11 protein-coding genes are annotated in these 13,156 nt (G+C 73.1%); 2 read left to right on the top strand and 9 right to left on the bottom strand.

The window, feature by feature from the left end:
• Window positions 1-479: 479 nt before the first annotated feature.
• The 7 genes from pheA to ACZ7MX_RS12160 all read right to left on the bottom strand — a co-directional run bounded on the left by pheA (window position 480) and on the right by ACZ7MX_RS12160 (window position 8,118).
• A complete protein-coding gene (gene pheA / locus ACZ7MX_RS12190) occupies window positions 480-1,406 on the bottom strand; it encodes a prephenate dehydratase (RefSeq protein WP_472131479.1) in 927 nt (308 codons plus the stop codon).
• 138 nt (window positions 1,407-1,544) lie between these two features.
• Complete coding sequence (gene efeB, locus ACZ7MX_RS12185; protein WP_472131478.1) at window positions 1,545-2,864, bottom strand: iron uptake transporter deferrochelatase/peroxidase subunit; 1,320 nt, start codon at window positions 2,862-2,864, stop codon at window positions 1,545-1,547.
• Window positions 2,864-5,008: a copper resistance CopC/CopD family protein gene (locus ACZ7MX_RS12180; protein ID WP_472131477.1), complete on the bottom strand. Its 2,145-nt coding sequence runs from the start codon at window positions 5,006-5,008 to the stop codon at window positions 2,864-2,866. The genes efeB and ACZ7MX_RS12180 overlap by 1 nt, the downstream gene beginning before the upstream one ends.
• A gap of 57 nt (window positions 5,009-5,065) precedes the next feature.
• Entirely contained in the window at window positions 5,066-5,512 is a 447-nt protein-coding gene (locus ACZ7MX_RS12175) for a copper chaperone PCu(A)C (protein WP_472131476.1), read from the bottom strand.
• On the bottom strand, window positions 5,509-6,159 hold the full coding sequence (locus ACZ7MX_RS12170; protein ID WP_472131794.1) for an SCO family protein: 651 nt from the start codon (window positions 6,157-6,159) through the stop codon (window positions 5,509-5,511). The genes ACZ7MX_RS12175 and ACZ7MX_RS12170 overlap by 4 nt, the downstream gene beginning before the upstream one ends.
• 115 nt (window positions 6,160-6,274) lie before the next feature.
• A complete protein-coding gene (locus ACZ7MX_RS12165) occupies window positions 6,275-7,078 on the bottom strand; it encodes a YcnI family copper-binding membrane protein (protein WP_472131475.1) in 804 nt (267 codons plus the stop codon).
• A 143-nt stretch (window positions 7,079-7,221) separates the two neighbouring features.
• Window positions 7,222-8,118 (bottom strand): hypothetical protein, encoded by an 897-nt coding sequence (locus ACZ7MX_RS12160; RefSeq protein WP_472131474.1) that lies wholly within the window; start codon window positions 8,116-8,118, stop codon window positions 7,222-7,224.
• Window positions 8,119-8,365: 247 nt separating this feature from the next.
• Here ACZ7MX_RS12160 and ACZ7MX_RS12155 point away from each other — a divergent pair, with 247 nt between their 5' ends.
• Window positions 8,366-8,854 (top strand): ATP-binding protein, encoded by a 489-nt coding sequence (locus ACZ7MX_RS12155; protein WP_472131473.1) that lies wholly within the window; start codon window positions 8,366-8,368, stop codon window positions 8,852-8,854.
• Window positions 8,855-9,112: 258 nt separating this feature from the next.
• Complete coding sequence (locus ACZ7MX_RS12150) at window positions 9,113-9,766, top strand: TetR/AcrR family transcriptional regulator (RefSeq protein WP_472131472.1); 654 nt, start codon at window positions 9,113-9,115, stop codon at window positions 9,764-9,766.
• Between the two features lie 7 nt (window positions 9,767-9,773).
• Here the strand turns inward: ACZ7MX_RS12150 and ACZ7MX_RS12145 are convergent, their stop codons facing one another.
• Window positions 9,774-11,231, bottom strand: coding sequence for an aminopeptidase P family protein (locus ACZ7MX_RS12145; RefSeq protein ID WP_472131471.1), 1,458 nt, complete (start codon window positions 11,229-11,231; stop codon window positions 9,774-9,776).
• Between the two features lie 149 nt (window positions 11,232-11,380).
• Window positions 11,381-12,988, bottom strand: coding sequence for a PP2C family protein-serine/threonine phosphatase (locus tag ACZ7MX_RS12140; protein ID WP_472131470.1), 1,608 nt, complete (start codon window positions 12,986-12,988; stop codon window positions 11,381-11,383).
• Between the last annotated feature and the right edge of the window lie 168 nt (window positions 12,989-13,156).

Here is a 13,156-nt window from a genome sequence, read left to right as displayed (position 1 = left end):
TATGCGGGCGTTCGCGGCGCGCCGGTGATCGGTGATCCACTAGGCGGGAGCGGGGAGTTGGGCGGCCTTCGCGGCCCTCGTGCGGCGGAGTTGTCCACAGGGTGGAGGGGTTCCCGGAGTTTTATCCACAGGCTGTGCGTGAAATCTGTGGAAGTCGGCGACGATCATTCCGCTTCCGAATTGCTCGGCTATGGATTCTCTGTCCAAACCCCGTTCACGCACTCTTTCGTGTGGGATTGCCTCGCTCTAAAGGATGGACCGCAGGAATTATGCTGACGGGTCCGAGGTGGGGTGCTGTGGAGGGATGTGGGGTCGGTAGGGCGATTTGTCGACTGTGTCCGGGTGTCATGTCGACTTACCCACAGGTCGAGAACCGAGCCTGTGGATAACTTTGTGGACAACCCGCAGGCCGTTCAAAGCCGCAGGTCGTGGCTTGGCCGGCGGCGGCTCCACGCCCCCCACGACCATGCGCCGGGAGCTCAGCCCCGCCCGTCCAGGCAGCGCGCGAGCCAGTCCGCGGCCTCGGTGAACGCCGAGTCGGTCATCTGCCGCCGCACGCTCGGCGTCGTCTCGTCCGCGCGCGGATACGAACCGAGGAACCGCACCTCGCGGCAGACTCGCTTCAGGCCCATCAGGACCTCGCTGACCCGGCGGTCGGTGATGTGCCCCTCGCAGTCCACCGAGAAGCAGTAGCGCCCGATGCCCTCGCCGGTCGGCCGGGACTCGATGCGCATCATGCTGACCCCGCGCACCGCGTACTCCTGGAGCAGTTCGAGCAGCGCACCGGGGTGGTCCTCGGCCAGCCACAGCACCACCGACGTCTTGTCCGCACCGGTGGGCGCCGCCGGCCGGGCCGGGCGGCCCACCAGCACGAAGCGGGTGGCCGCGTTCTGTGCGTCGTGGATGTCGGTGACCAGCGGCGTCAGGCCGTACGTCGCCGCCGCGAACTCACCGGCGAACGCACCGTCGTAGCGGCCCTCCTGCACCAGCCGCGCCCCGTCCGCGTTCGAGGCCGCCGACTCCCATACGGACTCGGGGAGTTGGGCCGCCAGCCACTTGCGGACCTGCGGCTGGGCGACCGGGTGCCCGGTCACCGTCTTGACCCCGTCGAGCGTCGTACCGGGGCGCACCAGCAGCGCGAAGGCGATCGGCAGCAGCACCTCGCGGTAGATCATCAGCGGCTCGCCGGAGGCGAGTTCGTCGAGGGTCGTGGTCACCCCGCCCTCGACGGAGTTCTCGATCGGCACCAGGGCGGCCGCCGCCTCCCCCGCCCGCACCGCGTCCAGGGCGGCCGGCACCGACACCATCGGCACCAGCTCGCGCGTCGCCGCCTCGGGCAGGCTGCGCAGCGCGGCCTCGGTGAACGTGCCCGCGGGTCCGAGATACGTATAGCGGCTGGCCGACATCCTTGAGGACTCCCTCGCGTGACTGCGGGGGCACCCCGCCGATCGTCTCCCTGTCCTGCCACGATACCGAGCCGTCCCGGCCCCCGGACCGGGCTTCCGAGGGCCGGACAGGCCGGCCCGGCCCGCGCGCGGGGGCCGTCAGCCCTCCAGCAGCGGCTGTCCCACGTACCCGCCCGGCGCCGCGGCCGGCGGCACCGCGTACAGGCCGCTCGCCTCGTGCCGCAGGAACGGCGAGAGCGCGTCCCCGCGGTCCAGCTTCCGCTGGACCTGGGTGAAGGCCCGCAGCGGGTCGGCCTGCCAGCAGATGAACAGCAGCCCGGCGTCCGGCGCGCCGTCCTCCCGGAAGCCGTCGTGGTACGAGAACGGGCGGCGCAGCATCGCCGCGCCCTGGTTGGACTCCGGCGCCGCGACCCGGGCGTGCGCGTTGGCCGGGATGACCGGCAGCCCGTCCGCACCGGTGGCGTCCAGCTTCATGGGCGTGGTCTCGGAACCGCCGGTCAGCGGCGCACCGTTGTCCTTGCGGCGCCCGATGACCCGCTCCTGCTCGTGCCGGGAGCGCTTCTCCCAGTCGTCCAGCAGCATCCGGATCCGGCGGACGACGGCGTACGAGCCGCCGCGCATCCACTCCTGCGCCGCGTCCCGCCCGACGAAGATCCGCTCGTCGAAGTCCGCGTCCGCCGGCTTGGGGTTGTTGGTGCCGTCGACCTGGCCCATCAGATTGCGGGCGGTCATCGGGTGCGCGGTGGCGCCCGGGCTGCGGTTGAAGCCGCTCATCTGCCAGCGCAGCCGGGCGGTGCCGGCCGCGTCCTTCTGCAGGGCGCGCAGCGCGTGGAAGGCGACCAGGGCGTCGTCGGCGCCGATCTGGATCCACAGGTCGCCGTTGCTGCGCTTCGGGTCCAGCGCGTCGGCGGAGAAGTCCGGCAGCGGATCGAGCTGCCCGGGGCGGTGCTTCGTCAGACCCGTACGGTCGAAGAAGCTGTGGCCGAGGCCGAAGGTGATGGTCAGCGAGGACGGGCCGGCGTCCAGCGCGACACCGGTGTCGGCGTCCGGCGCCCGGCCGGCCATCAGCTGCTCGGCCGTCCGCGACCAGCGGCGCAGCAGCGCGGCGGCGGCCTTGCGGTCGCTGCCCGGTGCCAGGTCGAAGGCGACGAGGTGGCCGCTGGCCTGCAGCGGGGTGGTGATCCCGGCCTGCTGCTTCGCCCGGTCGTCCCGGAACGGCACCTCGGTCGAGCCCAGGGAGCTCAGGGCCGCGGCGGGCCCGTCCTCATGGGCCGCGGCCGTGCTCAGGGCACCGCCGACGCCGCCGACGACCAGCCCGGCGGCGCCCGCCGCGCCGACGGTGCCGAGCAGCCGGCGGCGGGAGAGCGTCAGGGCGGTCCGCGGGCCGGCCGGCTCGGGCGCCGGGGCCTGCGGTTCGGGGGCCTGGGGTTCGGGGGCCTGCGCGCTTCGCTTGCTCATCAGCCGATCTTCACGTTCCTGAACTCGGTCACCTGGTCGATGTCGGAGGTCCGTACGAGCAGCGAGAGCTGCCACCGTCCGGGGACCGGCAGCAGGACGCCGCTGGCGCGCCAGTGTCCCTTGCCGGTGTGCCGGGGCACCACCGTCAGCGGCCCGAGCTTCTTGGCCTTGAGGGTGAACTCGATCTTCACCTCGGGGACGTCCTTGGCCCGGCCCTTCGGGTCGGAGATCCGCAGCCGCAGCTCGTTGGCGTTGCCGCTGCGGCCCGGGTCGAGGTCGATCCGGGCGGTGCCCTTGCCGCCCGGACCGCCGGTGTCGAACGGGACGGTGAGGACCTGCGGCTGGTTGGCCGTGGCCGACTGCCCGCCCGACGCGGCCTTGACCGCCTCCTCGGTACGGGCCGGCTCGGTGGCGGTGAGCACCGTCGTCACCACCAGCAGGACCACCGCGACCGACGCCTCGGCCAGCACGGACCGGCGCAGCCCCAGCCGCTCGGGATCGGCGTCGCGCAGCCGCTTGGTACGGGCGGTGCGCAACGCGGTCCGCTGGCGGGCGAGTTGGGCGGCGCGGGCGGGGTCGTCCGGTTCCGCGGGGGGCGCCGCGGCCGGTTCTGTCGCCGGTTCGGCTGCCGGGTCCGCGGCCGGTTCTGTCGCCGGTCCGGCCGCCGAGTGCGCCGTCGGTCCCTCGTCGCTCCGATCCGTCTTCCCGGCCGCCGGGACGGCCGCCGGGACCGTCACGGCCTTCTCGGAGGGCTTTTCGGAGGGCTTCTGGGAGACCTTCTCGGAGGGTGCGTCGGCCTCCTCGTCGTCCCGGGCCGCCTCCGCCGCTTCCGGTTCCGGCGCCCGAACCTCCGTCAGCCGCGCCGTCCAGCGCCGCGAGAACCAGGCGAGGCCCACGAGCACCGCCACCAGGCCCACCTTGAGCAGCAGCAGCCGCCCGTAGGTGGTGCCGGTCAGTGCGGTCCAGGTGCCGACCTGCCGCCAGGACTGGTAGAGGCCGGTGGCCACCAGCACCAGGACGGAGCCGAACGCGATCCGGGAGAAGCGGCGGACGGCGATCCGCTCGACCGGCGGCCCCCAGTACAGGGACACCACCAGCGCGGCCAGCCCGCCGAGCCAGGTGGCGACGGCGAGCAGGTGCAGGACGTCGACCGGCATCGCGATCGCGGGCTGCAGCCCGGTCGAGGCGTGTTCGGCCATCGCCCAGGTCGCCGCGAGGCCGGTGGCGACGATCACCCCGCCGATGCCGAGCCCGAACGACAGGTCCTTGCGCCGCCGGGCCTCCTCGGCGGGGTCCTCGGGGGCGTCGGGGCCCTCGGGAGCGTCCTCTCGGGGTTCCTGCGCCCGCGCGTACGCCCCGAACAGCACCGCCACGAAGAGCGCCGCCGCGGCGAGCAGCAGCAGCCGGGAGACCAGCGCCGCGCCCGGCTTGGTGATCAGGACCTGCTGCAGCCCGCCGAGGTCGAAGACGTCCGCGAGATCGCCGGAGCCGGTGTACGGCGTGCGCAGCAGCAGCATCGCCACGGTGGTGCCGGCCAGCACCGCCCATCCCTGGACGACCAGGCGCTGGACGGACCGTACCCGGGCGGCGGCCGGCCGGCAGGCCACCACGAAGGCGGCACCGCCGGCCAGCAGGACGAAGCCCGCGTACGCCAGCGCCCGAGCGATGCCGTAGAGCGCCCCCACGAGCCCCCCGCCGGCCTCCTGCTGGGCCACCGGCGCGGTGGTCTTCGAGGGCGCCCCGATCGAGAAGGTGAAGGCACCGGAGACCGGGTGGCTGTCGGCGGAGACCGCCTGCCAGGCGACGGTGTACGTACCGTCGCCCAGGCCCGGCGGCAGCCCCGTGCCGTATTTGACGGTGCTGTCGCTGCACAGGTTGCGCAGTTTGCCGCGGTCCACCCGCTTGCCCTGCGGGTCGAGCACCCGGATGGAGTCGTCACCCATCGCGACGCCCTCGGAGAAGGTGAGCGCCACCTGCTCGGGCGCCTGGTCCACCACCGAGCCCTGGGCGGGGGTGCTGCCGGTCAGCGCGGCGTGCGCCGAGGCCGGGGCGGCACCGCCGAGCAGCGCGCCCGCCAGCGCCACCGCGACGACGAGCAGGCGCAGCGCGGCGGACCGTCGCGGCCGGAGGCCGGTGGTGACCATGGATCGCTCCCTCAACTGCCGTGTGAGTGCCTGTGCTGGGACGTACCGGACCGCCCGTTACTTCTTCGGCTGGTAGGTGGCGGCCCGGACCGGGACGTTCACCTTGACGGGCTCGGCGTGGGCGAACTTCAGCTCGACGCTGATGACGTCGCCCTTGGCCGGCTTGTACTTGAGGCCCATGAACATCAGGTGGGTGCCGCCGCGTGCGAACCGGAGCTCGCCGCCCGCGGATATCGGCAGCGACGTGACCTGCTCCATCTTGGTGCCGACCGTCTTGTGCATCGAGACGTCCTTGGCCAGGTCGCTGGTGACCGCGACGATCTTGTCGGCGGCGCCGTTGTTCTTGACCGTGAAGAACGCGCCGGCCATGTCCTGGGTGACCGGCTGCGGCATGTAGGCGCCGTCGACCTCGAAGTGGGGGCCTGCGTCCCCGGCGCCGCAGGCCGACAGGGCGAGTCCGGCGGTGAGGGCGAGGGCGGCGGCGAGGGTGGTGCGGCGGTTCACGGGTTCTGTCCCTTGATGATCTTCGGAAGTGCGGTGGTGTAGTTGTCGGAGGTCGCCTCCTGCATGCCCAGCCAGTGGATCTTGTCGTCCTTGGGGGAGCTCAGCAGGACCTGCGCGCCGTGGGTGGAGACCACATCGCCGTTCTTCTTCTTGACCGGCTTCTCGATCCCGATGTTGACGCTGCGCGCGCCCGCCTGGATGGTGTCGAAGCGGCCCGTCAGACCGATGAAGTCCTTGTTGATGCCGCCGAGCCACTTCTTGAGGGCGGCGGGGGTGTCGCGCTCCGGGTCGGAGGTGACGAAGACGACCCGCAGGTCCTTCTGCTCGGCCTTGGGCAGCTGCTTCACCGCGACCGCGATGTTGGCCATGGTCAGCGGGCAGACGTCCGGGCAGTGGGTGTAGCCGAAGTAGATCAGCGTCGGGTGGCCCTTGGTCTTCTCCAGCAGGTCGTACTTGGCGCCCTGGGAGTCGGTCAGGACCAGGTCCGGCTTCTCCATCGGAGTGTCGAGCGTGACCAGGGGCTTGGCGGCCGTGCCCCCGGAGACCTCGGCGGCCGGCTGGTCGCGGTCGCTTCCCTGGTCGCAGGCGGTCAGGCCGAGTGCCGTGACCGCCGCGACGGCGGAGGCGAGCAGGGCCCTTCTACGCATTGCGCTACGCATTGCAGATGTATCCCGTTTGTGTGGTGTGGTCCGGCGCCCCGCTCATGCGGAACGGGGCGACGGGCCGGCGGCGCGGTGGGGCGCCGCCGGCCCGTGGTGGCGATCAGGCGTTGCGCCGCCGGCCGGCGAACACGCCGAAGCCGACGCCGATGACGCCGACGACGATGCCCGCGGCGCCCAGGAGGCGAGCGGTGTTGTCGCTGGTGTCGGCGGCCGCGACGGTCTTCGCGTCCCCGCCGTGGTCCCCGCTCTTGGCGTCGGCGGCCGCGCCGTGCGCGTCGTCCTCGGCCGCGGTGAGCTTGAGCACCGGCGCGGGGTTCTCCGGCTCCGGGCCGCCCTCCTTCGTCGGCTCGATCCAGCGCACGACCTGCTTGTTGTCGTAGGTCTGGAGGGCCTTGAAGACGAGCTGGTCGGCGTCCTCGGGCAGCTGGCCGATGGAGAGCGGGAACTGCTGGAACTGGCCGGGCTCGACGCCCTTGCCGTCGGCGGTCCAGGTGACCTTCGAGGGCGCCTCGGTGATCTTCTCGCCCTCCATCTCGATCGGCTTGGCGAGCTTGGTCTTGGTGACCGACACCTTCCAGCCGGGCACCGGCTGCGGCATGACGGACGCCAGCGGGTGGTCGGTGGGCAGGGTCACCTCGAGCTTCACCGTCGAGGCGTTGTCCCGCTCGTTGGGGACCTTGAAGTTGACCGTGGCGAAGCCGCCCTTGGGGGCCGCGCCGGGCTGCACGCTGACGTGCGCGAAGGCCGGCCCGGCGAGCAGCAGCACACTGCCGGCCGCGATCCCGCCCACCAGGGGCAGCCGGGTCGTGAGGAATCCGGCGATTCCGGAGCTCTTCGAAGGAGCGGAAGCAGCGGAAGTCCCGGACATCGTGGGCTCGCTGGGCATGGTCGACGCGTTCGGCATGGAAAGCACTCCACAGGAAGGAGAGAGATACGGGTGACGGTGATCGGTGGCACGCCCACGGCGACACCCCGCGACCCCGTACCCTCCCCCGTGCCTTGAAGGCACGGGAGGTACCTCCACGTGGGAACGTGCGTCGCGTGACGTCAGGCCGCGAGGGCCAGGGCGGTCACGGCAGGCGGCCCTCGCCGGATCACACTGTGGTCGAGCGCGGCGCCCTGCGGGCCGGGTTTGTCATCCCCGTACGAAACGAGGGCGCGCAGCAGTGCCTCGTGCGCCGCGCCGAGGCCCGCGAGCAGGGCGCCGACGAGCGCGAGCACCCCGCGCACCGCACCGAGCAGGGCGCGGACGGTCAGCTCGTACGCCGCCGGGGCCGACAGCCGGACCAGCCGCCACAGCGCCGCCTCGCCCCGCCGCAGCAGCCAGCCGACCGCGAGTGCGGCCAGAAGGTGGCCCAGCAGCATGGGCAGCGACGGCAGCAGACCGTGCGTCATCGCCGGGTCGGTGGCGGCGCCACCGGCCCTCGCCGGTCCGCCGGACGCGCCCAGACCGGCCGCGGAGGCCAGGTCGTAGCCGCCCCCGTCGAGGAGCCGCCGCGCCCGCGCACCGTCCAGCCGGCCCGTGCCGAGCCCGCACATCAGGTGCCGGGCCAGGTCCACGGCCGTCGCGTCGGACAGCGCGCCGTGCCCGGAACCTCCGGAGCCGGCCGCCATCTGGGCCATCGGCATCCGCTGCCGCGCCATCCGCTCGGCGGTCGTCAGGCCGCAGACCTGCCCCCACACGAACAGCGAGTGCAGTGCCAGCTGGCCCACGGCGAGTCCCGCGGCGATGCCCGGCAGCGACCGCTCCCGGCCGGCCAGCGGCGCCGCGACCGCGAACACCACGGCGGCGGCGACGCCCAGCGTCCACAGCGGGACGGCGGCACAGGAAGCGATCATGTGCCCGGCCGCGGACAGCGCGACACAGACCGCGGTGAAGACCGCGGCCCTCAGCAGCCGCAGGTCCGCGGCCGCGCGCGCTGGGGAGGCGGGCGGGGCAATCATGGCCGCGCCATCATCCCACTGCCCGCGCCCGCGGCCTACGGCAGGGCGGCCCGGGGCGGCGCCTGTCGGGGGCGTCCAGGGCGTCCGGGAGGGCGCGCGGAGGCGCGTGCGCGGCGCTGCACCTACACCGATGCGCTCACTCTTCGCATCCGCCGAATGAGCGGTATCACGTCCCGGACATGCTTACGGACCTTGGGGCACGGCAATACGTATCGATATGTCGAGCCGCGGCCAGGAGGCTGGAGCGATGAGCATCTGGTGGTCACTCCATTTGCGGCGCGAGGCTGCGAGCGTGCCGCTCGCCCGGCGTCTGCTGCTGGGCACGATGGAAACGGCGGGCGTGGACCCGGACATCTGTTACGACCTGTCGGTCGCGCTGTCCGAGGCGTGTGCGAACGCCGTCGAGCACGGCGGCGACGGAGCCCCCGAGGACTACCGCGTGACGGTCTTCATCGACGGCGACACCTGCCGCATCGAAGTCACCGACTCGGGCCCCGGCTTCCGCGGCGCTCCCGCCGCCCCGCCCCATAGCACCGCGGACCGCCCCCTGCCGGCCCCCGTCCCCGCCCCCGCCCAGGCCCCCGCGCACGCGGAGGCAGGCCGGGGGCTCTTTCTGATCGAGGCCCTCACCGACCACGTCCGCTACCGCAACCGCACCGGCCGCCCGGGCGCGGTGGTCAGCTTCGACAAGATCCTCAAGTGGCGCGAGGGCGCGGCGCTCCCCATGGCGTCCTGAAACGGCGCCGGGGCTGCTGGGCGGGACATCGGACGCGGCGCGGAGTGTAAGGGCGGGAGTGCCTCGCGAGGCCGCGGGCTGGCCGGAAAGTGCCTGCTCGGGAGGGTTGGCGGCGGCGGTCTCGCGGTGGGAGGACCTCCCCCGCGGCGTCCCCTGTCCCTGCGAGACCGGCGCACACCAAATCTAACGCGAAGATGCTCGCGTTAGTCTTTCCCGGACAATACTTGGCGTGATCCCGCACTGCAATACGGAGCCGGCGTGACGACAGCGCACCAGCCCCGGGGCGCCCCGGGCGAGACCCGACCCGGCGGGCGCACGGCGCGCACCCGTGAGGCCGTACTGGCCGCGGTGTTCGAGGAGTTGGGCGCCGGCGGGTTCGCCGCGCTCACCATGGAGAAGGTCGCCCACCGCTCGGGGATCCACGTCGCGACGCTCTACCGGCGCTGGCGCAGCATCGAGGGCCTGGTGTGCGACCTGCTGACCGAACTGAGCTCCGACGTGCCGCTGCCGGACACCGGCACGCTCCCGGGCGACCTGCATGCGCTCGCCCGCTCGATAAGCGCGTTCTACGGCGAGCCGCGGACGCGGCGGCTCATCGAGGCGGTGGTGTCCGCGGCGGCCCGCGACCCGCAGGTGGCCACCGTGCTGCGGTCGTTCTTCGGCGAACGGCTGGCGCTGGCCGGCCGGATGGTGGAGCGGGCCGTCGCGCGCGGCGAACTGCCCGCGGACACCGATCCCGAGCAGGTGATGTCGGCGCTCGGCGCGCCCTTCTACTACCGGATCCTGATCGCCCGCCGCCCGGTCGACCCGGCGCTGGCGGAATCCGCGGCCACCGCAGTGTGGGCCGCGGCCCGCGCGGGCGCGTACGCGCGGGAAGGCCACGGGCCGGTGGACGACGCCACCGGCCCGTGAACGAGGGCTACTTCTTCAGCCCGGCCATCCAGGCCTCGACCTCGTCGGACCGGCGCGGCAGCGCGGCCGAGAGGTTCCGGTTGCCGTCCTCCGTGACGAGGATGTCGTCCTCGATGCGGACGCCGATGCCGCGGTACTCCTCGGGGACCGTCAGGTCGTCCGCCTGGAAGTACAGACCGGGCTCCACGGTGAGGACCATGCCGGGCTCCAGCGTGCCGTTGACGTACGTCTCGGTGCGGGCCGCGGCACAGTCGTGGACGTCCAGGCCGAGCATGTGGCCGGTGCCGTGCAGGGTCCAGCGGCGCTGCAGGCCGAGCTCCAGCACCCGCTCGGCCGGGCCCTCGACCAGGCCCCACTCGACCAGCTTCTCGGCGAGCACCCGCTGCGCCGCGTCGTGGAAGTCGCGGAAGGCGGCGCCCGGCTTGACCGCCGCGATGCCCGCCTCCTGGGCCTCGTGGACCGCGTCGTAGATCTTGCGCTGGAGGTCGGAGAAGCGGCCGTTGATCGGCAGGGTGCGGGTGACGTCCGCGGTGTAGAGGGTGTCGGTCTCCACGCCGGCGTCCAGCAGCAGCAGGTCGCCGGAGCGGACCGGGCCGTCGTTGCGGACCCAGTGCAGGGTGGTGGCGTGCGGGCCGGCGGCGCAGATCGAGCCGTAGCCGACGTCGTTGCCCTCGACGCGGGCGCGCAGGAAGAACGTTCCTTCGATGTAGCGCTCGGACGTCGCCTCGGCCTTGTCCAGGACCTTCACGACGTCCTCGAACCCGCGGACGGTGGAGTCGACGGCCTTCTGCAGCTGGCCGATCTCGAAGTCGTCCTTGATCACCCGGGCCTCGGAAAGGTAGACCCGCAGCTCCTCGTCGCGCTCGGCGGTGACCTTGTCGGTCAGCGCGGCCTCGATGCCGGCGTCGTGCCCGCGGACGACGCGGACCGGGCCGGTGGCCTCCTTGAGCGCCTCGGCCAGCTCCCGCACGTCCTTGCAGGGGAGGCCGAGCAGCGCCTCGGACTCGGTGAGGCTGTGGCGGCGGCCCACCCACAGCTCGCCCATGCCGTTGAGCCAGAACTCGCCGTTCTCGCGGTCGGAACGGGGCAGGCGGTAGAGGGTCGCCTCGTGGCCGTCCTTGGTGGGCTCCAGGACCAGCACGCTGTCGTCGGTCTGGTCGCCGGTGAGGTAGACGTACTCGGTCGAGGCGCGGAAGGAGTACTCGGTGTCGTTGGAGCGGGTCTTGAGGTTGCCCGCCGGGATCACCAGGCGCTCACCGGGGAAGCGCGCGGACAGCGCGGCGCGGCGGCGGGCGGCGTTCGGGGCCTGCTCGATCGGCTGCAGGTCGCGCAGCTCGGTGTCGGCCCAGCCGCTCTTCATGTTCTCCGCGAGCTCGTCCGAGACGCCCGGGTAAAGGCCGTTCTTGCGCTGCTTGATCGGCTGCTCGTCCTCGTCCGGGGTCTCCGGCGTGAGCTCGTCGGTCACAATGCCTCCTTTTAAGAGTGAACCGCATTCCATCGTATGTGCCGACGGATGACGGTCCAGGGGGCAAGAAGGTGTGACCTGTCGGGCAGCGGCCGCGCCCCTTTCCGGGGCACCGCCGGCCACCCGTCTGACCTGCGGAATCGCTGGCCCTACTCCTCGAAGTACGCCACCAGCAGCACCACGTCCTCCTCCGACGACGGGTCGTCCAGCCCCCGCGGCAGCATGGTGCGCAGGATGTGGTCGGCCACCGCCTCCGGATCCTGGCGGATCGCCCGGGGGACGCCCGCGGCGGCGGTGTGCAACCGGGCGAAGGCGCGGTCCATCGGCTCCCCGGTGCGGTGCAGCAGCCCGTCGCTGTAGAGGAGCAGGGTCTCGCCGCCGGCCGGTTCGATCTCCACGCTGGGCGCTTCCCAGCAGGCCAGCATGCCCAGGGGCGCGGACAGCGTGGTCTCCACGAACTCCGTGCGCAGATCCCCGAGGATCAGCGGCGGGCAGTGACCGGCCCCGGCCAGCACCAGCTTCCGCGGCAGCACGCCCGGCACCGGCGGCGCGGGCGGGCCGCCGGGGGCGCCCGGCGGCGGCTCGGTGAACGCGAACAGCGCGGTGGCGCTGCGCGCCGGCTCGGTCAGCCGCAGCAGCAGTTCCAGGTCGGAGAGGACCGCGACCGGGTCCTCACCCTCCATGACCGCGTAGGCGCGCAGCGACGCCCGCAGCCGTCCCATGGCGGCCACCGCGCTCGGCCCGGACCCGGTCACCGAGCCGACGGCCAGGCCCAGCGCGCCGTCCGGCAGCGGCAGCGCGTCGTACCAGTCGCCGCCGCCGCGCGGGCCGGTGGCGTGCCGCACCGCGAGGCGGACGCCCGGGACCCGCGGCAGCCGGTGCGGCAGCAGCTCCGCGCGGAGCGTGGCGGCGGCCTGCCGGCTGCGGTGGAGTTCGAGGAGGCGGGCGAGGTGTTCGGCGGCGTGGCTGCGGTAGAGGCCGACGAGATGGCGCTGGCGCTCGGTGGGGGCGGCCGGTTCGTCGTAGAGCCAGACCGCGGCGCCGGTCCGGCCCACGGGATCGGCGGTGAGCGGCACGGCGTAGCTGGCGGCGTACCCGAGGCGGGCGGCGACCTCCCGCAGCCGGGGGTCGAGGTCCTTCTCCCCGGGGATGTCGGGCTCGCTGATCTCCGTGGGGTCGTCGGGCCCGCCCCAGCCCTCGGGAGGGTCGTCGCCGGCGCCGGAGATGCCCGGCTCCGGAAGGCCGTCCAGTATCCGCGCGTACGACAGGGCGCGGCGCGGCACGGTCTCGATGTGCCCGATCTCGGCGTGGCCGAGACCGAGGCCGACGGTGGTCTCCGGGCCGAGTCCGTCGGCCGGCGCCAGGACGACCAGACCGCGGCGGGCGCCGACCAGCGAGGCGCCGGCGCGCAGCAGCTCGTGCAGCGCCTCGTCCAACGTCCGCGTGCGGGCGAGCCGTTCGGTCAGGTCGTGCAGGGTGCTGAGGTCGGAGATCCAGCCGGCCAGCCGGTCCTGGACGGCGGCGAGTTGGTCGAGGGCGGAGACGTCGGGGGTGGCGGGGGCGGAGCCGGGCGGGGGGTCGGGAGCGGCGTTCCCGGCTCCGTCGGTGGCGGTGTCGGACGCGTCGTCGGAGGGGTCGGACGGGCTGTCGGAGCCGGGGTCCGCGGGGGTGTTCGCCACATGCGGGCCGACAGTGTGCGGGGGAGCGGGCAGAGCTGGTTCGATTCCAGCCACTTTCGGTACGTGAGGGGCAGTCATGGCCGGCGGCTATCGTCGCGCCAGGCATTGCTCCAGTTCAGGCCGCTGATTGTGAGGGAGTGCGGCTTTTTGTTGAGTGACGTTGTGCGATCCGTTCGGGCGCTCAATTTCCTCAATAGCATCGCAAACCCCCATGTCATGCTGCTCCGCTATCAATGCTCCAGATGT

This window comes from Streptomyces sp. NPDC107765, assembly GCF_055657085.1.
The sequence above is the reverse complement of the archived record's forward strand: the minus strand, read 5'-3'. Positions and strand labels throughout refer to the sequence as shown.